Genomic DNA, 19119 nt, shown 5'->3' with positions numbered 1-19119 from the left:
TGGCGGGCCAACTGACTGTACAACGTTTAATAATCAGTTAATGGGTTGCCAGCACTGTAGCGCCACTTGTGATTGCTTAAGGTTTTAAAGATGCGTTTGTTGATGACTTTGTTGCTGGTGTGTTTCGCCGGTCTGGCTCAAGCCAAGGGCACGGACGATCCTTTCGCACAGCCCGACTTCCTGCCTGCCAATAAAGCCTTCGAGTTCAGCTCTGAAGCCATGCCGTCCGGCGAAACCCGCCTGCACTGGAAGGTCGCCGACACCTATTACCTGTATCAAAAGCGCTTGAAGTTTGACGGCCTGGACGAAGCGCACAAGCCTGCGCTGCCACAAGGGCAGGAACACAGCGACGAGTTTTTTGGCGAGACCCAGGTCTATCGCGACAGCCTTGAATTGCTGATTCCGGCAGGTGCCAGCGGCCAGGTCAAAGTCAGCTGGCAAGGCTGTGCCGATGCCGGCCTGTGCTACCCGCCGCAGAGCCAGACAGTGGACCTGGGCGGCACTGCACCGGTTGCAGCGCAAGGCCAGGCTCAGGACCAGTCCCTGGCCGCCAGCTTGCAACAGAGCTCGCTGGGCTGGAGCTTGCTGCTGTTCTTCGGTTTGGGCCTGTTGCTGGCCTTTACCCCGTGCTCGCTGCCGATGCTGCCGATTCTGGCCGGACTGGTGGTGGGCAGCGGCGCCAGCGCCGGACGCGGCTTTGCAGTGGCAGGCAGTTACGTCATCAGCATGGCGCTGGTATATGCCGGGCTGGGCGTGCTGGCCGCACTGCTGGGCGCCAACTTGCAATCACTGCTGCAACAACCCTGGTTACTGGGCAGCTTTGCCGCCCTGTTCGTGGTGCTGTCGCTGCCAATGTTTGGCTTCTTCGAACTGCAATTGCCCGCAGCGCTGCGTGACCGGCTGGAAACCGCCGGCCGCGGGCGTAAAGGCGGGAGCCTGCTGGGTGCGGGCATTCTTGGCGCACTGTCCGGCTTGCTGGTCGGCCCGTGCATGACCGCCCCGCTGGCCGGCGCCCTGCTGTATATCGCGCAAAGCGGCAATGCCGTGCAAGGTGGCCTGGTGCTGTTTGTGATGGGGCTCGGCATCGGCGTTCCACTGTTGCTGCTGGTCACCGTCGGCAGCCGCTTCCTGCCCAAGCCTGGGGCCTGGATGAACCTGATGAAAGGCCTGTTCGGCTTCCTGTTCCTGGGCACGGCCCTGCTGCTGGTCCGCCCGGTGCTCGACGAATCCCTGTGGGTCGGCTTGTGGGGCGTGTTGCTGGTTCTGGTGGCGTGCAGCCTGTGGCAACAGGCGCAGACCTTCCTGCGCGCCAGAATGCTGTTCAGCCCGCTCAGTCTGCTGGCCGGTCTGTGGGGCAGCCTGTTACTGGTGGGAGCAGCCGGTGGCGGTTCCGATCTGTGGCAACCGTTGCAGGTGTATACCGCCAAAACAGTCGCCGGCAGCAGCGCCACGACTGCCCATGATGCCTTCATCACCATCAAGGACCCCGCCAGCCTCGAGCGCGAACTGGCCAGTGCCAAGGAACAAGGGCAATGGGTGTTGTTCGATTACTACGCCGACTGGTGTGTGTCCTGCAAGGTCATGGAAAAACAGGTCTTTGCCAAGCCTCAGGTGATGCAGGCGCTAGAGGGCGTGCGCCTGTTGCGTCTTGATGTGACCGCCGATAATGTCGCCAGCCGCGAATTGCTCAGCCGCTATCAAGTCCCCGGGCCTCCCAGCTTCATCTGGATCGGCCCCGACGGTGCAGAGCGACGTGGGCAACGCATCACCGGCGAAGTCAACGCCGAGACCTTTTTGAATAACTGGAATGCCACTCGGGAACTCCTCTAAATGCTCACTCTGACCATTGGTTCATTTGCCCTGGCCATCAACCACTTACTGCTGATACTGGCGCTCGCCCTGGCGACGCTGGTGGGTTGGCGGGTGGCCAAACGCGGTGGCGAAAACCCTGAGTCAGTGTTGTTCAGCCTGTTCTTGCTGGGTTTACTGGTGGCCCGCATCGGCTTTGTGATCAGCTACTGGCGCTACTTCCAGAAGGACCTGCTGCAGATTCTCGACCTGCGCGACGGTGGTTTTGTGTTGTGGCCGGGGTTTTTGGCGGTGGTGATCGGCGCAGTGATCTGGGGCTGGCGCCGCCAGGGGCTGCGGCGCCCTCTGGGCTGGGGGCTGGGTACTGGCCTGGCGTTCTGGCTGCTGGCCACGTTCTCGTCCAGCCTCTACGAACAAGGCACACGCATGCCCGAACTGGTGTTGCGCAATGCCAGTGGCGAATCGGTGCAACTGAGCAGTTATCAGGGCGGCCCGCTGGTCATCAACCTGTGGGCCACCTGGTGTCCGCCTTGCCGCCGGGAAATGCCGGTGCTGCAAAACGCTCAGCATCAACACCAGGACGTGACCTTCCTGTTCGTCAATCAGGGCGAGAGCATGCAGAGCGTCAGCACCTTCCTTGAAACCCAAGGTCTGAACCTCAGCAACGTGCTGTTCGACAGCGGCGGCCAACTGGCACAAAAAGTGGGTTCGATGGCCCTGCCCACTACCCTGTTCTACAGTCCTGAAGGCCGCCTGCTGGGCAGTCATCTGGGCGAGCTGTCCGAAGCCAGCCTGGCCCGTGCGCTGGAAAGCTTCGACCAGAACAATTCAATGTCGGCCCACCAGGCCGACCCTGCTAGGAATCTGCAAAAATGTTTAACCGCAAACTGCTAAACCTGAGCATAACCACCCTGCTGGGCGCCGCCCTGCTGCAATCGTCGCTGGTGCACGCTGAAGAGTGGCCGGCGCCGATCAAGAAGATTGAAGCCAAAGGTGCAAAAATCATTGGCAGTTTCGATGCGCCCAGCGGCATGCGTGGCTATGCCGCCCAGTACCAGAACCGTGGCATGGCCCTGTATCTGACCCCGGATGGCAAAAACGTGCTGGTGGGCAATCTGTATGACGCTGATGGTAAGGACCTGAGCCTGGCACCGCTGCAAAAGCTGGTGTACGAGCCGATGGCCAAGCAGGTCTGGGCCAATATGGAAAAGAGCAACTGGATTGCCGACGGCAAGAAAGATGCACCGCGCATCGTTTACCTGTTCAGCGACCCGAACTGCCCGTACTGCAACATGTTCTGGGAACAGGCCCGTCCATGGGTAGAGTCGGGCAAGGTACAGCTGCGCCATATCATGGTCGGCATCATCCGCGAAGACAGCCCGGCAAAATCTGCTGCGTTGCTGGCCGCCAAAGACCCGCAGCAGGCCCTGCACGAACATGAGCAAGCCGGCAAGGCCAGCAAGCTCAAGCCCCTGACCAAGATCCCGGCTGACGTTCAAGCCAAGCTGGATGCCAACGCACAGTTGATGACTGACCTCGATGTGTCGGCCACCCCGGCGATTTTCTACCTCGACGAGCAAGGCAACCTGCAACAGCAGCAAGGCGCACCGTCACCGGACAAACTGGTGAAAATCCTCGGTCCCAAATAACCCCGCAATGCCTGCAGGAGCAAGCTCGCTCCTGCAGATTTGCCTTGAGAACGGTTGTGCCGGACAGAGCATGGGAGCGGCCAATAGTGGCGTTTTAGAGGCACTGCCGGGCGATGTGAACAACCTCTCAATCCCCCATTTCAAGCGCCATTAATTCTCTTTCTCAATTGACAATAATTATCATTCAGCCTAGTTTGTTGCGAGCTGTGTAGGACGCTTACCGAGCCCTGCACTCATTCACTCGCAACAGGTGATCTCCATGACGGAACAAGTGTCCACAAGCAGGTGCGACTCACCCCTACTCCAAGCCTTCGTTGATAACCGGCTGATCCTGGTCAAAATCGCAGCTCGTATCACCGGCTGCCGATCCAGGGCTGAAGATGTGGTGCAGGACGCTTTCTTCCGCTTGCAGTCTGCGCCGCAGATCACTTCATCATTCAAGGCGCAACTGAGTTACTTGTTCCAGATCGTGCGCAACCTGGCGATTGACCACTACCGCAAGCAGGCGCTCGAACAGAAGTATTCGGGAACTGAAGAGGAAGGTTTGAATGTGGTCATTCACGGCGCGTCTCCAGAAACCTCACACATCAATTTTTCGACGCTGGAGCACATCGCGGTCGCCCTGACCGAACTGCCGAGCCGAACCCGTTATGCCTTCGAGATGTATCGCCTGCACGGCGTGCAGCAAAAAGATATCGCCAAGGAATTGGGAGTATCACCGACCCTGGTGAACTTCATGATTCGGGATGCGCTGGTGCATTGCCGAAAAGTGTCGGGAACCCAGCCGGATATCTTTGCCAGACACTGAGAACCCCCACCTGCAGGAACTCGCTGCGGCAAATACCCGGCGCCCCTAGGGTACGGCCTGGGCCCCGGGTATTTGCGCGGGTACCTGGGCAATTTTATAAGGCGCGAAGATCGAGGCAAACTGGCCGTTGTCACGCAGCGCCTGCAGCATCTTCGCCAACTGCGCACCCTGGATCGGCGCCCGGGGACTCAATAATGCGTAGTGATGGTAGATATAGTCGACCCGGTCGGACACCAGCACCGTTGGTTCAATCTGCGGATTCTTGTTCAGCAGGTCGATGAGATGGGAACGGGTAATCAGCGCGATATCTGCCCGCCCGCGCAGGACCATCTGTAAATTACTGGCGTGGGAGTAAGTCAGGCTGGCGTGGAATTTTTCGGTCAGGGCCTTGGGCGAAGTATTGAATCCGGCAAAGGCATAGTGATAGCCGTTAAAGAGCGCGAGCCGCTTGTTGGCCAGGTCGCCAAAATAGGTTTGCCCACGGCCTGGCTGGCGCTTGGCGACAAACACTTCGACATCTTCCAGCCCCATGTCTACCGGATTATGCGCAATGGTATTCCAGCCCCAGGTCGGGTTTTCGAATAGCACCATGTCCATGCGCCCCTGCTCGAACTCACGGTAGCGCCGAGCATTGGAGGTAGGGACGATGACGAAGTGGTAGTCCCCCTGCAATTGATTCAGGGCGTCGAGCAGTTGCGGCAACAGGCCGGTATCGACGCCGATTTCCGGGCGCACGGTATAGGGCGGAAAATGGGCCGCCCCCACTCTGACTTCCTGGACAGCCCAGGCGGGTGTCAGAAAAAATGTGCCCAAGGACAGCACTGCACAATGGACCATCCACACTGGCAAACACTTCAAAGCCATGCACCCCTGGTCGAGCCCATCACTGGAACTTATTGATCTGCGCACAACCTGACATCATGCGTGCGCGTAATTTAAGGGTGCACAGGTTATCAAGCAAGAGCCGGACCGGCCCACTACAAATTTGCGCTGCTTTAGCTACGCTCCCCTTCTCAACGCCGATGCTGTTTAAGGAAGCTGCACATGCCTCACTGGCTGGTTATTGACCTGGAAGCGACTACCGATGATGGCGGCTGGCCGATAGAAGAAATGGAAGTCATTGAAATCGGCGCCAGTGTAGTCACTCGAGCCGGGCGGGAGGTGGACCACTTCCAGCGCTTTATCCGCCCGCAACGGCGTCCGCTGCTGACCCCTTTTTGCCGTCATCTGACCCGTATCACCCAGGCCAATATTGATGCCGGGGCTCCGCTGCCGCAGGTCTGGGAGCAGTTCGAGCGCTGGCTCGGCCAGCACCTGCCCAAACTTGAAGGCTGGGCCAGCTGGGGTGACTACGACCGCAAGCAGCTGGAGCAGGAATGGCAGCAGAAAAAACTCGACAGTGCGCTGGCTCGTTTGCCACACATGAACCTCAAGCAGCAATTTGCCCAGGCCCGCCAGCTAAAGAGTGCGCCGGGGCTTAACAGTGCCCTGCAACTGGCAGGCATGCAGTTCAACGGGCAGCAGCATCGGGCACTGGAAGATGCCCGTAACACTGCCCGCCTGTTGCCGCTGATCCTCAAGGTTTAGCGGCCATAAAATGGCGTGACGGGATAAAACGGCTTCTGCATACTGGCCAGCCCTTTTTAGCCCATTCCGAGGAATCGCCATGTTTAAAGTCAACGAATACTTCGACGGTACCGTCAAGTCGATTGCCTTCGCACAAGCCGAAGGCAAAGCCACCATTGGCGTCATGGCCCCGGGTGAATACGAGTTCGGCACCGCCGAGCGCGAAATCATGCACGTGGTATCGGGCGAGTTGAGCGTCAAACTGCCAGGTAGCGAGCAGTGGCAGACTTTCGCCACCGGCAGCCAGTTCAACGTACCGGCCAACAGCAAGTTCCAGCTCAAGGTCGTGGTTGAGACTGCTTACCTGTGTGAATACCGCTAAAAATCTGTAGGAGCGAGCTTGCTCGCGAGCTGTTTAAAGAGCTCGCGAGCAAGCTCGCTCCTACACGTCATTGCGTGCCCATATCCACATTGAACTGCAACGCCGCCAGCCGCGCATACAGCGGGTTGCTGGCGATCAATTGCGCGTGGGTACCTATCGCCACCAGCTTGCCCTGATCCATCACCGCAATCCGGTCGGCATTTTGTACGGTGGCCAGGCGGTGGGCGATGACCAGCGTGGTGCGGCCTTGCATCAGGCTCGGCAGGGCTTGCTGGATCAAGTGCTCACTTTGCGCATCGAGGGCACTGGTGGCCTCATCCAGTAGCAGAATCGGCGCATCCACCAGCAGCGCCCGGGCAATGGCCAACCGTTGACGCTGCCCGCCAGACAAGCCCAGACCGCCATCTCCCAGATGGGTTTTATAACCCTCGGGCATTTGCTGTATGAAATCGTGGGCATGGGCAATCCGTGCCGCGGCTTCGACCTGGGCGTCGGTAGCCAGGGCATTGCCATAGCGGATGTTGTCTTCAATGGTGCCGAAAAACAGGGCCGGGGTTTGCGCCACCAGTGCAAAGCAACGGCGCAGGTCGTGGGGGTCCAGCCGGGTAATGGGCAAACCTTCGAGCAGGACCTGGCCCGCCTGGGGATCGTAAAAACGCAGCAGCAAATCGAACAACGTCGACTTGCCTGCCCCCGATGGCCCCACCAGAGCCAGGGTTTCGCCCGCATTGATCGTTAGGCTCAGCCCTTCAATGGCATAGCTTTCAGGCCGTGACGGATAAGAAAAGTACAGGTTCTCAAGCTGCAAGTTACCGGCCACCCGCCGGGGCAATACCAGCAAATCGCTGCTCGGCGCCATGATCAGGCTTTTCGATTGCAGCAGCTCGGCAATTCGCTCAGCTGCTCCCGCAGCCTGTTGCAGCTCGCCGATCACCTCGCTCAGGGTGCCAAAGGCACTGCCGACGATCAGGCTGTAAAACACGAATGCCGCCAGCTCACCGCCGGTAATGCGCCCCGCGATCACGTCCATGCCGCCGACCCACAGCATCACGCCAACCGCCCCCAGCACCAGCAGGATCACCAGGGTAATCAGCCATGAGCGCTGCAGGATGCGTTTGCGGGCGGTGGCAAATGCATTTTCGACGGTGCTGGCAAAGCGCTGTTGATCCTGCTGTTGGTGGTTGTAAGCCTGGACCGTTTTGATCTGGCCCAGGGCTTCGGCCACGTAGCTGCCGACATCGGCGATACGATCCTGGCTCTGGCGCGACAGGGTGCGCACGCGGCGGCCAAAGAACAGGATCGGCACCAGTACCAGTGGCAGCGCGACCACCACGATGCTGGTGAGTTTGGGATTGGTGATAAACAGCAGGATCACACCACCGATCACCATCAGGCTGTTGCGCAGGAACAGGGACAAGGACGACCCGATCACCGATTGCAGCAGCGTGGTGTCGGTGGTCAGCCGCGACTGGATTTCCGAACTGCGATTGTTCTCATAAAAGCCCGGATGCAGGCCGATCAGGTGGTTGAACACCTGTCGCCGGATATCAGCCACCACCCGTTCACCAATCCAGGACACCAGATAGAAGCGCACAAATGTACCCACCGACAAAGCCAGCACCAGCAGCAGAAAATAACCGATGGACTGGTTGAGCAAGTGTGGCGACTGGGTCATGAAGCCTTTGTCGACCAGCAGACGAATGCCCTGCCCCATCGAAAGGGTGACACCCGCAGTGACGATCAGGGCCAGCAAGGCACCCACCGCCTGCCAACGATAAGGCGCTACAAAATGGGCGGCCAAGCGAATGGCCCGGCGTTGACGCGAAGAAAGCATGGAAGGCATCCAGAAAAAAGCGTGAAACAGCCTACAACGAAGTCAGCTGCGCAGAGCTAAACCTTTCTCAATCGTTTTGAATATGACCTGAGACAACAAGCCATAGGCATTATCGTTCTAAAGTGAGGGTGGAAGTTTCAGGATATTTCTGTTGGACTGGGTCCGTCGCCAAGCCATGTCACAGCTTGGTCACTAAACGGACCTAAAGTAGCGAGACACCCTGATGAGGAGACAGGCCATGGATTTGCAACACAATGCTCAAGCGGTTCCAGTGATTCGTACGCAAGCCAAGCAATCACTGGGGTGCGCCATTATCGATGAAAATGGCCAGGAAATTTCGATCACTGAAGAGATGATTCAGGACGCCTGCCACGAACTGGAGCTGCGTCTGGTCAAACCTGTGCACAAAGACTGATCCTCGGCAGGAGCGCGGCTTGCCCGCGATGCAGGCGACAGGGTTTAACCGGGTTCCATGCGTCGCGCGGCCCACTCCTGCAACAGCGCGCAGAACATACAACGGCCCCGCTGAAAGGGCCGTTTTTTTGTACCCGGTGCTTAAACCAACACCCCGCCCAGCGCCTTGACCAATTGCTTCAAGGCCACCGACTCGCCCTCGACATGCACCTCCAGGCCTTCTATCTCACGACGTACCGGATAGTTTTTGCGTAATCCGTCGAACGCCAGCTTCTGCTCTTCGACGCTGCCGATCAGGCTGCGGCGAAAGTCCGCATCATCGCGACGCGGGTCATAGACACCCCGACACAGCATAGCCAGGGCCCAGCCCGGATCAGTATTGGCACTCAGTGCGACCCTCGCCAGCCAGGGTGCCGGCAACAAGTCTGACAGGCTGACCACAGCCGGCTGCCCGAGGAAGTCGCACAGTGCCTGATAGATCTGCGCCGTGCCCCGCTGCTTGCCATCCAGGCTGTAGCCGGCGATATGAGGCGTCGCCAGCACACACATGTCCGCCAGTTGCAGATCCACCTCAGGCTCGTGCTCCCACACATCGAGCACTGCCTGCAGGTCATCGCGCCGGGTCAGGACTTCGCGCAGCGCCTTATTGTCGAGCACCGGACCGCGACTGGCGTTGATCAGCCAGGTCCCCGGCTTGAGCCGGTCCAGGCGCTGGCGGTCAAGCAAATGCCGGGTCGGGAAGCTGCCGCTGGTGCTTAACGGAGTATGCAAACTGAGCACATCGCAGTGCTCGATGATGTGTTCAAGGCTGACGTAGTCGCCACCTTCAGCCGCCTGGCGCGGTGGATCGCAGACCAGTACCTTGAGGCCCAGTGCCCGCAACACATCGACCAGACGCCCGCCCACCTGCCCGGCGCCAATAACCCCGTAGGTGCGCTGAATAAGATCGACACCTTCGATTTCGGCCAGGGTCAGCAGGCTGCCGAGCACATAGTCCACCACGCCGCGGGCATTGCAGCCCGGGGCACTGGACCACGCAATACCTGCCTGTTCAAAGTAATCGAGATCAAAATGGTCGGTGCCAATGGTGCAGGTACCGACAAAACGTACCGCACTGCCTTCCAGCAAATCGCGATCGACCCTGGTCACCGAGCGCACCAGCAACACATCCGCAGCATGCACGTCTGCACGCGTGATCTGGCGTCCCGGCAGACGGCGTATTTCACCGAAGCCGGCAAAGAACTCTTCGATCAGCGGAATATTTTCGTCAGCAACAATCAACATGGCAGGCTCCTTTGGCGGAGTGGCAGTGTAGGCGTTGTAGTCATCAATGGGCCAGCAAGCTGTGCCAAGCACTTTCAATCGCGCTTACAAAGCCCCTACAACTCAAGGTTTGCCGAGCTCCGGGGCAGGCGTACAATCGCCGGCTTTGCGCGTTAAACACTGTGGATGCACGCTTGTGAACTCTGTCACTGATAACACCCCTGCCGCCCCTGTCAGCCGCCCGGCCCGGGTTCGCACGGAAGTGCGGGCGCTATTGGCGCTGGCGTTTCCGATCATCATTTCCCAAGTGGCCACCACGGCCATGGGTTTTGTCGATGCCGTCATGGCCGGACGCGTCGGGCCTCGGGACCTGGCGGCCGTGGCCCTGGGCAATTCGATCTGGATACCGGTGTTTCTGTTGATGTCGGGCATCCTGCTGGCCACCACGCCTAAAGTTGCCCAGCGTTTTGGCGCCAACAATCACCGGGAGATCGGCCCGATCGTGCGCCAGGCCCTATGGCTGGCGCTGATTACCGGGCTGTGTGCGACATTTATCCTGCTGGGTGCAGAGCCGCTGTTACATCTGATGAAAGTCGCCCCGGACCTGATTGAACCCTGCATGGGCTATTTGCACGGGATCGCCAGCGGCATGCCGGCGGTGGGGCTGTATTGCGTGCTGCGTAACTTCAGTGATGGCCTGGGCCGTACGCGGCCAAGCATGGTGCTGGGGTTGTGTGCCCTGGCGCTCAACATCCCGATCAACTACGTGTTCATTTATGGGCACTTTGGGGTCCCGGCCATGGGTGGCGTGGGCTGTGGCTGGGCGACGGCCATTGTAATGTGGTTTATGGCCCTGGGCATGGTGGCCTGGACCTGGCGTGGTGCGATCTACCAGTCGAGCCGGGTATACAGCCGTTTTGAATGGCCGCAATGGGCAATCATCAAGCGTTTGCTGAGTGTGGGGCTACCGATCGGCATTGCGGTATTTGCCGAGTCGAGCATTTTTGCGGTGATTGCCCTGTTGATCGGCAGCTTGGGGGCAACGGTGGTGGCAGGCCATCAAATCGCTCTGAACTTCAGCTCGCTGGTGTTTATGATCCCCTACTCCCTGGGCATGGCAATCACCGTCCGCGTGGGCCAGGCACTGGGGCGCCAGCAACCGCGCGAAGCACGTTTCGTCGCCGGGGTCGGTATGGGCACTGCGCTGGTATGGGCGGGCATCTCTGCCAGTCTGATCCTGTTGTTGCGCGAGCAGATTGCCACCGTCTACACGGCCGATCCGCTGGTGATCGAGGTGGCGACCATGCTGTTGATGTTTGCCGCCCTGTATCAGTTTTCGGATGTGATTCAGGTGACTGCGGCGGGCGCATTGCGCGGCTATCAGGACACGCGGGTGACGATGATCCTGACCCTGTTCGCGTATTGGGGGATAGGTTTGCCGGTGGGCTATGCGCTGGGCCTGACCGACTGGTTCGGCCCGGCCAATGGCCCCAGCGGGCTGTGGCAGGGCCTGATTGTGGGCCTGACCTGCGCGGCGCTGATGCTCAGCGTACGCCTGACCCGCAGCGCCAAAGAGCGGATTCGCATGGCATAGACCCACACTGCAGGAGCGAGCAAGCTCGCTCCTGCAGGATCTTGCTCAGTCCTGCTTCTTGCGAATCCAGTACAGGTACTTGCCCGCCTCTTCCTGCTGCCCTACCAGTTCGTGGTCGAGAAACACGCAGAACTTGGGGATGTCACGCCGGGTCGAGGGATCGGTGGCGATGACTTTCAGCAAACCGCCCGGTACCAGGTCACGAATGTGCTGGTGCAGCATCATCACCGGTTCCGGACAGTTAAGGCCGGTAGCGTCCAGAGTGCCGTCAACCGGCAAATCAGCAAAACTCATCAGTTGCTCCTGAATCAACGGGATTTGGTTTTTTTCACGTCCAGTCGACGCAAATGGCAGGTCACTTCTTCGCGGTCGTGGTATAGCTGCTTACAGCCGATTTCGACCTGGATACCGCGTTCCTTGAAACCGTCAGCAATGCGATCAAGCAAACGCCGCACTTCGGCATAACGCTGTTTCATCGGCAATTTCAAGTTGACCACCGCTTCGCGGCAATGACCTTCGCCGATCCACTCTTCGAGCATCGCCGCATTACGCGCAGGCTTTTCCACGATATCGCAGACCATCCAGTCCACCGGCTGCCTGGGCTTGAAGGTGAACCCATCCGCCATCAAGTGCTGCACCAGTCCGGTGTCCATCAGGCTTTCTGCCATCGGGCCGTTGTCGATGGCGGTGACGATCATGCCGCGATTGACCAGCTGCCAGGTCCAGCCGCCGGGCGCTGCGCCAAGGTCAACCCCGGTCATGTCACTGTGCAGGCGCTCATCCCACTGGTCGCGGGGGATGAAGTGGTGCCAGGCTTCTTCCAGCTTGAGGGTCGAACGGCTAGGCGCTTCACGGGGAAATTTCAACCGCGGGATGCCCATGGGCCACATGGCACAGTTGTTCGACTCGGCCAGACCAAGGAACAGTTCGCGTCCACTTTTAACGGTCAACAGCAGCCGCGGCTTCTGCTCATCGTCCTCCACCAGCTTGCCGGCCTTGATCAGGGCTTTGCGCAGGTGAGCATCGAACTTCTTGCAGAAGTTGGACAGCTCCTTGCCGTCATTGGTATCGACCATTTCCAGCCACAGGCTGCCACAGACCGGAAAGTCGGCCATGTGCCCGAGAATCACGCTGATGCGGTCGGTTTCCGGCAGTTCGATAAAACCGCCCCGGGCCCATTGACGCGGGAAAATCAGTTCGGCAAAACGCAAACCGCGCATCAGGCGTTCGGCGCCGCCTTCTTCGGTACAGACAAATTCGGCACAGGCACTGCTCGGCTTGGCCTTGGCATAACCAGAGACATTGAGGCGGGCAGCATGCTCGGCGATTTCGGAGCAGACTTCTCCCTCAAAACCGGGCCGGCAGTGCATAAAAACGGTGTTCATTGAATTACTCCTGGGCAGCAGGCGGGAATTGGCCGGCTGCGCATCCTTGATTTGGAGCAAGGACTGTCACGAAAAGGCCAGCATGATAACTGAGTTCGGAACCTTGAACCCTTATAGACAGTCCAGTTATTAGCCAGATCAATGATTCAGGGCTACGTTAGAAGCTCTGTTCGTTCCACACGATCCGTACCGTGCGGATCAAAAGGAGTCATTTCATGTCCTCCCTTGATAGCCTGAACACCCTCGCCACACTAAAAGTCGACGATAAGACTTATCACTATTTCAGCCTGCCGCTTGCCGCCAAGTCACTGGGGGATTTAAGCCAGCTGCCCATGTCGCTCAAAGTGCTGCTGGAGAACCTGCTGCGCTGGGAAGACGGCAAGACCGTCACCGAACCGGATCTCAAGGCACTGGCCGCCTGGCTCAAGGCGCGGCGCAGCGACCGGGAAATCCAGTACCGCCCGGCCCGGGTGTTGATGCAGGACTTTACCGGCGTGCCGGCGGTGGTCGACCTGGCTGCCATGCGTGCGGCGATGGCCAGGGCCGGAGGCGATCCACAGCGAATCAATCCGCTGTCCCCGGTAGACCTGGTGATTGACCACTCGGTAATGGTCGACAAATTTGCCAGCCCCAGTGCCTTTGAACAAAACGTTGATATTGAGATGGAGCGCAACGGCGAACGTTATGCGTTCCTGCGCTGGGGCCAGGATGCCTTCGACAATTTCAGCGTGGTACCGCCCGGCACCGGGATTTGCCATCAGGTGAACCTGGAGTACCTGGGACGGACAGTCTGGACCAAGGACGAAGACGGCCGCACTTATGCGTTCCCGGACACCCTGGTCGGTACCGACTCCCACACCACCATGATCAATGGCCTGGGTGTACTGGGCTGGGGCGTGGGCGGGATTGAAGCCGAAGCCGCGATGCTCGGCCAGCCGGTTTCGATGCTGATCCCGGAAGTGGTGGGTTTCAAACTCAGCGGCAAACTCAAAGAAGGCATAACCGCCACCGACCTGGTGCTGACGGTGACGCAAATGCTGCGCAGCAAGGGGGTTGTCGGCAAGTTCGTCGAATTTTTCGGCGATGGACTGGCGGATCTGCCCCTGGCTGACCGCGCCACCATTGCCAACATGGCACCGGAATATGGCGCCACCTGCGGGTTTTTCCCGGTCGATCAAATCACCCTGGACTATCTACGCCTGTCCGGGCGCCCCGAGGCCGCCGTGAAACTGGTCGAAGCCTACTGCAAAGCCCAGGGACTGTGGCGCTTGCCGGGCCAGGAGCCGGTCTTCAGCGAAACCCTGGCACTCGACATGGGCAGCGTTGAAGCCAGCCTGGCCGGGCCAAAGCGCCCCCAAGACCGGGTTTCGCTGCCCAATGTCAGCCAGGCTTTTGACGAGTTTATGAGCCTGCAATTCAAACCGGCCAATAAAGAAGAAGGCCGCCTTGAAAGTGAAGGCGGTGGTGGCGTGGCTGTGGGCAATGCCGACTTGATCGGTGAAGTGGACTACAGCGTTGAAGGTCAGACCTATCGCCTGAAAAACGGCGCGGTGGTGATCGCGGCCATTACCTCCTGCACCAACACCTCCAACCCGAGTGTGATGATGGCTGCCGGGCTGGTGGCCAAAAAAGCCGTTGAAAAAGGCCTGAAAAGCCAGCCGTGGGTGAAAACTTCCCTGGCGCCCGGCTCCAAGGTGGTGACTGACTACTACAAGGCCGCAGGCCTGACCCAGTACCTCGACCAGTTGGGCTTCGCCCTGGTGGGTTATGGCTGCACCACCTGCATCGGCAACTCCGGGCCGTTGCCCGAGCCGATCGAAAAAGCCATCACCCAGTCTGACCTGACCGTGGCTTCGGTGTTGTCGGGCAACCGCAACTTTGAAGGACGCGTGCATCCTCTGGTGAAAACCAACTGGCTGGCCTCGCCACCGCTGGTGGTCGCCTACGCCCTGGCCGGCAGCGTGCGTATTGATATCAGCACTCAACCGCTGGGCACCGGTAAAGACGGCAAACCGGTATACCTGCGTGATATCTGGCCCAGCCAGAAAGAAATCGCCGATGCCGTGGCACAGGTGACTACCGCCATGTTCCACAAGGAATACGCCGAGGTGTTTGCCGGTGACGAACAATGGCAGGCCATTGAGGTGCCACAGGCCGCAACCTATGTCTGGCAGAAAGATTCGACTTACATCCAGCATCCCCCTTTCTTCGATGACATCGACGGCCCGCTACCGGTGATCAAGGACGTCAAGGGTGCCCGGGTACTGGCGTTGCTTGGCGACTCGGTCACCACCGACCACATCTCCCCTGCCGGCAATATCAAGGCGGACAGCCCGGCCGGACGCTATCTGCGCGAGAAAGGCGTCGAGCCCCGGGACTTCAACTCCTATGGTTCGCGGCGCGGCAACCATGAAGTGATGATGCGCGGCACCTTTGCCAACATCCGGATTCGCAACGAAATGCTCGGCGGCGAAGAAGGTGGCAATACGATCTTCATCCCGAGCGGCGAAAAACTGCCAATCTATGATGCGGCGATGCGTTATCAGGCAGCAGGGACACCACTGGTGGTGATTGCCGGCCAGGAATACGGCACCGGTTCCAGTCGCGACTGGGCGGCCAAAGGCACCAACCTGCTGGGGGTCAAAGCGGTGATTGCCGAGAGTTTTGAACGCATCCACCGCTCGAACCTGGTGGGCATGGGCGTGCTGCCGCTGCAATTCAAACTGGACCAGAATCGCAAGAACCTGAAACTCACCGGCAAGGAAACCCTGGATATCCTGGGGCTGACGGATGCCGAACTGCAGCCAAGGATGAACCTGACGCTGGTCATCACCCGCGAGGATGGTCAACAGGAAAAAATCGAAGTGCTGTGCCGCATCGACACCCTGAATGAGGTGGAATACTTCAAGGCAGGCGGGATCCTGCACTATGTATTGCGCCAGTTGATTGCCTCCTGAAACGCTCTGGCTACCTCTGGCCGGTCCCGTAGAAAAGCTCGCTCCTGCAGGTGGGGTTGTGTCAGTGAGATCGTATACCGCGACATAGGTCAACCTTGTGCAGGAGCGAGCTTGTCTCGCGATGTATCCTCAGCGCCCCGATCTGCATTCGGGGCGTTTTTTTAACAATTACAAGGATTTTCATGATTGCTCTGCCATGGCCTTATCTGGCATTTCTGAGCCTGGGCTACTGCCTGGCCCTGAGTTACGGCCAATTGACCGCCCAGGCCCTTATCCCGTTGTTTGCCTTGATCCTGGCCGGGCTCGCAGCCCGTCAGCAGCGCCAACAATGGCTGCGTTATGCCGGTCACGGGCTGTTTGTATTGCTCGCCCTGGCGCTGGCCCTGCACTGGTTACCCGGTTTCCATAATGGCCGCGCCATCAACCCTGAGCGGCTGACACCGGACGCCGTGCCCTTCTCGCTGTACCTCAATCTGGACAAGCCGCTGATCGGTTTCTGGCTGTTGCTGGTGTGCCCCTGGATTGCGCCACGCTTCGGCTGGCGGGTTTCGTTTGCCGCCACGTTGCTGGCCCTGACCCTGGTGGCGATTGCGGCTCTGGGCGGCGCCATGCTGCTGGGCATGATTACCTGGGCCCCCAAATGGCCAGCCTCTGGCTGGATATGGGTGCTGAACAATTTACTGCTGGTGACCCTGGTGGAAGAAGCCCTGTTTCGCGGCTACATCCAGGGCGGCTTGAGTCGCTGGTTCAAACAACTGCCCCATGGCCAGACTCTGGCCCTGGTCATGGCTGCGCTGCTGTTCGGTCTGGCGCACATGGCCGCCGGCTGGCATTGGGTGCTGCTGTCGGGGATTGCCGGCCTTGGTTATGGCCTGGCCTGGCGCTTCGGCGGGCTGGGTGCGGCAATCGCCACTCACTTCGGGCTGAACCTGCTGCACTTCGTGTTTTTTACCTACCCGATGCGGGCTATCTAGCACACAACGGCTACCGGGGCGTTTCGCCGCACCCGGCAGCCGAAATATAAATTAAACAAATCCCTGGCCATGCCGACAGCCTGTCAAAGTCTTGCGGATAGATATGACATGCGGAATAACCAGCCCATCACCCAACGCGAACGTACGTTCCCCGCTCAGCAACGGTTGATTTCCACCACCGATGCCAAAGGTGTAATCACCTATTGCAACGACGACTTTGTCGAGATCAGCGGGTTTTTGCGTGAAGATCTGATCCGCGCACCACACAACCTCGTGCGCCATCCGGATGTTCCCTCTGCCGTCTTTGAACACATGTGGAGCACCTTGAAAAAAGGCGCGCCGTGGATGGGCATCGTGAAAAACCGTTGCCGCAACGGTGACCATTACTGGGTCAACGCCTACGTGACCCCGGTATTCGAGAATGAGCGCGTGGTGGGCTATGAGTCGGTTCGGGTCAAGCCGAGCGCCGAACAGATCCGCCGTGCCGAAGCCCTGTATTCGCGTCTTAATCGCGGCAAGTCGGCGGTGCCACAGCGCGATAAATGGATCCCCGTGCTGCAGGACTGGCTGCCGTTCATTCTGGTCAGCCAACTGAGTTTCATGATTGGTGCCCTGCTCAATTCCAGTTGGGGCTTTGCCCTGGCGGCCCTGTTGTCGATTCCGCTGGGGTTGCTGGGGCTGAGCTGGCAACAGCGCGGGATCAAGCGCTTGCTGCGCCTGGCCGAACAAACCACGTCGGACCCGCTGATTGCGCAGATGTACACCGACAGCCGCGGCCCGCAAGCGCGCCTGGAAATGTCGATTCTGAGTCAGGAAGCACGACTGAAGACCTGCCTGACCCGCCTGCAGGACACCGCCGAGCATTTGAGCGGGCAAGCCCGTCAATCCGATGAGCTGGCACACAAAAGCTCCAAGGGGCTGGAGCGCCAGCGGGTGGAGACCGAACAAGTGGCTACCGCGGTCAATCAGATGGCAGCCACCACCCAGGAAGTTGCCAGCCACGTACAGCGCACGGCTGACGCCACTCAAGAAGCCAATCGCCTGACCAGCCGCGGTCGCGACATTGCCGGTGAAACCCGCGAAGCCATTGAACGCCTGTCCATCGTGGTCGGCGAAACCGGCGCGACAGTCACTCAGCTGGCCAAGGACAGCGATGAAATCGGCGGCGTGGTTGACGTGATCAAAGGCATTGCCGACCAGACCAACCTGCTGGCCTTGAACGCGGCCATCGAAGCCGCACGTGCCGGTGAAATGGGCCGCGGCTTTGCCGTAGTGGCTGACGAAGTGCGCCAACTGGCACAACGCACCAGCCTGTCGACCGGACAGATTCATGGCCTGATCGCCAAGTTGCAGCAGACTGCGGCCACTGCCGTACAGACCATGAATGCCGGGCATCGTCAGGCTGAAGAAGGCGTGGCCCGGGTACTGGAAGCCGACAAGGCCCTGGTGGGCATCAGTGAAGCGGTGGCCAATATCACCGACATGACCACCCAGATCGCGGCAGCCACCGAGGAACAAAGTGCAGTGGCGGAAGAAATCAGCCGTAACATCAGCACCATTGCCGACCTCGCTGACCAGACCTCAGAGCAGGCCCAGCATTCGGCGCGCTTGAGCGAAGAGCTGACCCAGACGGTAAACACCCAGTATTCGCTGGTGGAGCGGTTCAACCGTTAAGCACTGCCCCCCTTTAACCTGTAGGAGCGAGCTTGCTCGCGAGCTCTTCGCTGGCATATTGAACAGCTCGCCCCTACAGGGCATCACCGGCCTGGAGCCATTGGGCGATTTTGTCGGCAGCGGCGTCCAGATGCTGTTCATGGCTAAACCCCGATGCCTTGAGCGGCTTCAAGTCGTGATCCCCCGCCACTAACCAGTGCAGTTCAATGCCCGGCGCCAGGGTGTAAGCCTCGACGGCTTGCCGGTTGCCCAGGGCATCACGTTCGCCCTGCACGATCAGGGTGGCTGTCTGCAGCCCGGCCAAGTGCGCCACCCGGGGTTTTTCCGGTTTGCCGGAGGCGTAAAACGGGTAACCCAGACAGACCAGAGCAGCAACCCCCAGCTCATCAGCCACCAGACTGGCCATGCGCCCGCCCATGGACTTGCCGCCAATCGCAATTTGCCCGGCGACATGCTGTCGCACCCCGGCATACACCTCGCGCCAGCATTCGAGCAATTTGACCTGTTGGTTTGGCGGCCTTTTGCCACCATCGAGCCGGCGTTGCGCCATGTACGGGAACTCGAAGCGCAATACGTTCACCCCTCGTGCCGCAAGGCGTTCAGCCATACCGGTCATCCAGGCACTGTCCATCGGAGCACCGGCACCATGGGCCAGGATCAGGGTCTGCGGTTGCGGGTTTTTCACCTCGCCGGTGGCCGGACTCCATAACCAGCCCTGCTCCTGCACGCATTGCGCCCATTGATCCCTGTCAATACCGGCCTTGCCTGCTACGCCCATGCTTGCCTCGCTTTTAGTCTGCCTATAACTCC

Annotated in this window: 17 protein-coding genes; 11 read left to right on the top strand and 6 right to left on the bottom strand. The window is 59.5% G+C overall.

Going from position 1 to position 19119, the window contains the following annotated elements:
• Positions 1 to 90 precede the first annotated feature (90 nt).
• From dsbD to FEZ21_RS11630, 4 genes are all read left to right on the top strand, one after another.
• Complete coding sequence (gene dsbD, locus FEZ21_RS11645; RefSeq protein WP_003447258.1) at positions 91 to 1830, top strand: protein-disulfide reductase DsbD; 1740 nt, start codon at positions 91 to 93, stop codon at positions 1828 to 1830.
• Positions 1831 to 2703, top strand: coding sequence for a TlpA disulfide reductase family protein (locus FEZ21_RS11640; RefSeq protein ID WP_160627157.1), 873 nt, complete (start codon positions 1831 to 1833; stop codon positions 2701 to 2703).
• Entirely contained in the window at positions 2682 to 3458 is a 777-nt protein-coding gene (dsbG, locus tag FEZ21_RS11635; RefSeq protein ID WP_003447252.1) for a thiol:disulfide interchange protein DsbG, read from the top strand. The genes FEZ21_RS11640 and dsbG overlap by 22 nt, the downstream gene beginning before the upstream one ends.
• Before the next feature lie 259 nt (positions 3459 to 3717).
• On the top strand, positions 3718 to 4266 hold the full coding sequence (locus tag FEZ21_RS11630) for an RNA polymerase factor sigma-70 (protein WP_003447249.1): 549 nt from the start codon (positions 3718 to 3720) through the stop codon (positions 4264 to 4266).
• Between the two features lie 45 nt (positions 4267 to 4311).
• Here FEZ21_RS11630 and FEZ21_RS11625 read toward each other — a convergent pair whose 3' ends face one another.
• Positions 4312 to 5130, bottom strand: a complete 819-nt coding sequence (locus FEZ21_RS11625) for a substrate-binding periplasmic protein (protein WP_369826376.1) — start codon at positions 5128 to 5130, stop codon at positions 4312 to 4314.
• Between the two features lie 180 nt (positions 5131 to 5310).
• Between FEZ21_RS11625 and FEZ21_RS11620 the strand changes: the two genes are divergently transcribed.
• Together FEZ21_RS11620 and FEZ21_RS11615 are read left to right on the top strand one after the other, a co-directional pair.
• On the top strand, positions 5311 to 5853 hold the full coding sequence (locus FEZ21_RS11620) for an exonuclease domain-containing protein (RefSeq protein WP_003447245.1): 543 nt from the start codon (positions 5311 to 5313) through the stop codon (positions 5851 to 5853).
• 79 nt (positions 5854 to 5932) lie between these two features.
• Positions 5933 to 6214: a pyrimidine/purine nucleoside phosphorylase gene (locus tag FEZ21_RS11615; protein WP_010656155.1), complete on the top strand. Its 282-nt coding sequence runs from the start codon at positions 5933 to 5935 to the stop codon at positions 6212 to 6214.
• A 67-nt stretch (positions 6215 to 6281) separates the two neighbouring features.
• Here FEZ21_RS11615 and FEZ21_RS11610 read toward each other — a convergent pair whose 3' ends face one another.
• Complete coding sequence (locus FEZ21_RS11610; protein ID WP_165439657.1) at positions 6282 to 8057, bottom strand: ABC transporter transmembrane domain-containing protein; 1776 nt, start codon at positions 8055 to 8057, stop codon at positions 6282 to 6284.
• 229 nt (positions 8058 to 8286) lie between these two features.
• Here FEZ21_RS11610 and FEZ21_RS22470 point away from each other — a divergent pair, with 229 nt between their 5' ends.
• On the top strand, positions 8287 to 8463 hold the full coding sequence (locus FEZ21_RS22470) for a PA1571 family protein (RefSeq protein WP_003447239.1): 177 nt from the start codon (positions 8287 to 8289) through the stop codon (positions 8461 to 8463).
• A 140-nt stretch (positions 8464 to 8603) separates the two neighbouring features.
• Here the strand turns inward: FEZ21_RS22470 and pdxB are convergent, their stop codons facing one another.
• Complete coding sequence (gene pdxB, locus FEZ21_RS11605; RefSeq protein ID WP_003447236.1) at positions 8604 to 9746, bottom strand: 4-phosphoerythronate dehydrogenase PdxB; 1143 nt, start codon at positions 9744 to 9746, stop codon at positions 8604 to 8606.
• A 175-nt stretch (positions 9747 to 9921) separates the two neighbouring features.
• Here pdxB and FEZ21_RS11600 point away from each other — a divergent pair, with 175 nt between their 5' ends.
• Positions 9922 to 11319: an MATE family efflux transporter gene (locus FEZ21_RS11600; RefSeq protein WP_003447235.1), complete on the top strand. Its 1398-nt coding sequence runs from the start codon at positions 9922 to 9924 to the stop codon at positions 11317 to 11319.
• A gap of 45 nt (positions 11320 to 11364) precedes the next feature.
• Here the strand turns inward: FEZ21_RS11600 and tusA are convergent, their stop codons facing one another.
• Together tusA and rlmM are read right to left on the bottom strand one after the other, a co-directional pair.
• Positions 11365 to 11613 carry a sulfurtransferase TusA gene (gene tusA / locus FEZ21_RS11595; RefSeq protein ID WP_003447233.1) on the bottom strand — a complete coding sequence of 83 codons (249 nt, stop codon included), beginning with the start codon at positions 11611 to 11613 and terminating at the stop codon, positions 11365 to 11367.
• 14 nt (positions 11614 to 11627) lie between these two features.
• A complete protein-coding gene (rlmM, locus tag FEZ21_RS11590) occupies positions 11628 to 12704 on the bottom strand; it encodes a 23S rRNA (cytidine(2498)-2'-O)-methyltransferase RlmM (RefSeq protein WP_003447232.1) in 1077 nt (358 codons plus the stop codon).
• A 215-nt stretch (positions 12705 to 12919) separates the two neighbouring features.
• Here rlmM and acnA point away from each other — a divergent pair, with 215 nt between their 5' ends.
• From acnA to FEZ21_RS11575, 3 genes are all read left to right on the top strand, one after another.
• Entirely contained in the window at positions 12920 to 15661 is a 2742-nt protein-coding gene (acnA, locus tag FEZ21_RS11585) for an aconitate hydratase AcnA (protein ID WP_003447230.1), read from the top strand.
• Positions 15662 to 15843: 182 nt separating this feature from the next.
• Positions 15844 to 16635 carry a CPBP family intramembrane glutamic endopeptidase gene (locus tag FEZ21_RS11580; protein ID WP_160627155.1) on the top strand — a complete coding sequence of 264 codons (792 nt, stop codon included), beginning with the start codon at positions 15844 to 15846 and terminating at the stop codon, positions 16633 to 16635.
• Positions 16636 to 16743: 108 nt separating this feature from the next.
• Positions 16744 to 18309: a PAS domain-containing methyl-accepting chemotaxis protein gene (locus FEZ21_RS11575; protein WP_010656156.1), complete on the top strand. Its 1566-nt coding sequence runs from the start codon at positions 16744 to 16746 to the stop codon at positions 18307 to 18309.
• Positions 18310 to 18382: 73 nt separating this feature from the next.
• Here the strand turns inward: FEZ21_RS11575 and FEZ21_RS11570 are convergent, their stop codons facing one another.
• Positions 18383 to 19087, bottom strand: a complete 705-nt coding sequence (locus FEZ21_RS11570) for an alpha/beta family hydrolase (protein WP_003447224.1) — start codon at positions 19085 to 19087, stop codon at positions 18383 to 18385.
• Positions 19088 to 19119 lie beyond the last annotated feature (32 nt).

Source organism: Pseudomonas sp. 9.1(2019) (assembly GCF_009910445.1).
In the GTDB taxonomy this organism is placed as follows: domain Bacteria; phylum Pseudomonadota; class Gammaproteobacteria; order Pseudomonadales; family Pseudomonadaceae; genus Aquipseudomonas; species Aquipseudomonas paraversuta.
Note: the sequence above shows the minus strand (reverse complement) of the source record. Positions and strands in the feature narration are given on the sequence as shown.

What these genes read in the sequence shown, in the direction of transcription:
- FEZ21_RS11610 (WP_165439657.1), bottom strand. Translation starts at nt 8,057, where the DNA reads ATGCCTTCCATGCTTTCTTCGCGTCAACGCCGGGCCATTCGCTTGGCC.
- FEZ21_RS11620 (WP_003447245.1), top strand. Translation starts at nt 5,311, where the DNA reads ATGCCTCACTGGCTGGTTATTGACCTGGAAGCGACTACCGATGATGGC.
- FEZ21_RS11625 (WP_369826376.1), bottom strand. Translation starts at nt 5,130, where the DNA reads ATGGCTTTGAAGTGTTTGCCAGTGTGGATGGTCCATTGTGCAGTGCTG.
- FEZ21_RS11580 (WP_160627155.1), top strand. Translation starts at nt 15,844, where the DNA reads ATGATTGCTCTGCCATGGCCTTATCTGGCATTTCTGAGCCTGGGCTAC.
- FEZ21_RS22470 (WP_003447239.1), top strand. Translation starts at nt 8,287, where the DNA reads ATGGATTTGCAACACAATGCTCAAGCGGTTCCAGTGATTCGTACGCAA.
- tusA (WP_003447233.1), bottom strand. Translation starts at nt 11,613, where the DNA reads ATGAGTTTTGCTGATTTGCCGGTTGACGGCACTCTGGACGCTACCGGC.
- FEZ21_RS11640 (WP_160627157.1), top strand. Translation starts at nt 1,831, where the DNA reads ATGCTCACTCTGACCATTGGTTCATTTGCCCTGGCCATCAACCACTTA.
- FEZ21_RS11575 (WP_010656156.1), top strand. Translation starts at nt 16,744, where the DNA reads ATGCGGAATAACCAGCCCATCACCCAACGCGAACGTACGTTCCCCGCT.
- FEZ21_RS11615 (WP_010656155.1), top strand. Translation starts at nt 5,933, where the DNA reads ATGTTTAAAGTCAACGAATACTTCGACGGTACCGTCAAGTCGATTGCC.
- dsbG (WP_003447252.1), top strand. Translation starts at nt 2,682, where the DNA reads ATGTTTAACCGCAAACTGCTAAACCTGAGCATAACCACCCTGCTGGGC.
- pdxB (WP_003447236.1), bottom strand. Translation starts at nt 9,746, where the DNA reads ATGTTGATTGTTGCTGACGAAAATATTCCGCTGATCGAAGAGTTCTTT.
- FEZ21_RS11570 (WP_003447224.1), bottom strand. Translation starts at nt 19,087, where the DNA reads ATGGGCGTAGCAGGCAAGGCCGGTATTGACAGGGATCAATGGGCGCAA.
- acnA (WP_003447230.1), top strand. Translation starts at nt 12,920, where the DNA reads ATGTCCTCCCTTGATAGCCTGAACACCCTCGCCACACTAAAAGTCGAC.
- dsbD (WP_003447258.1), top strand. Translation starts at nt 91, where the DNA reads ATGCGTTTGTTGATGACTTTGTTGCTGGTGTGTTTCGCCGGTCTGGCT.
- FEZ21_RS11630 (WP_003447249.1), top strand. Translation starts at nt 3,718, where the DNA reads ATGACGGAACAAGTGTCCACAAGCAGGTGCGACTCACCCCTACTCCAA.
- rlmM (WP_003447232.1), bottom strand. Translation starts at nt 12,704, where the DNA reads ATGAACACCGTTTTTATGCACTGCCGGCCCGGTTTTGAGGGAGAAGTC.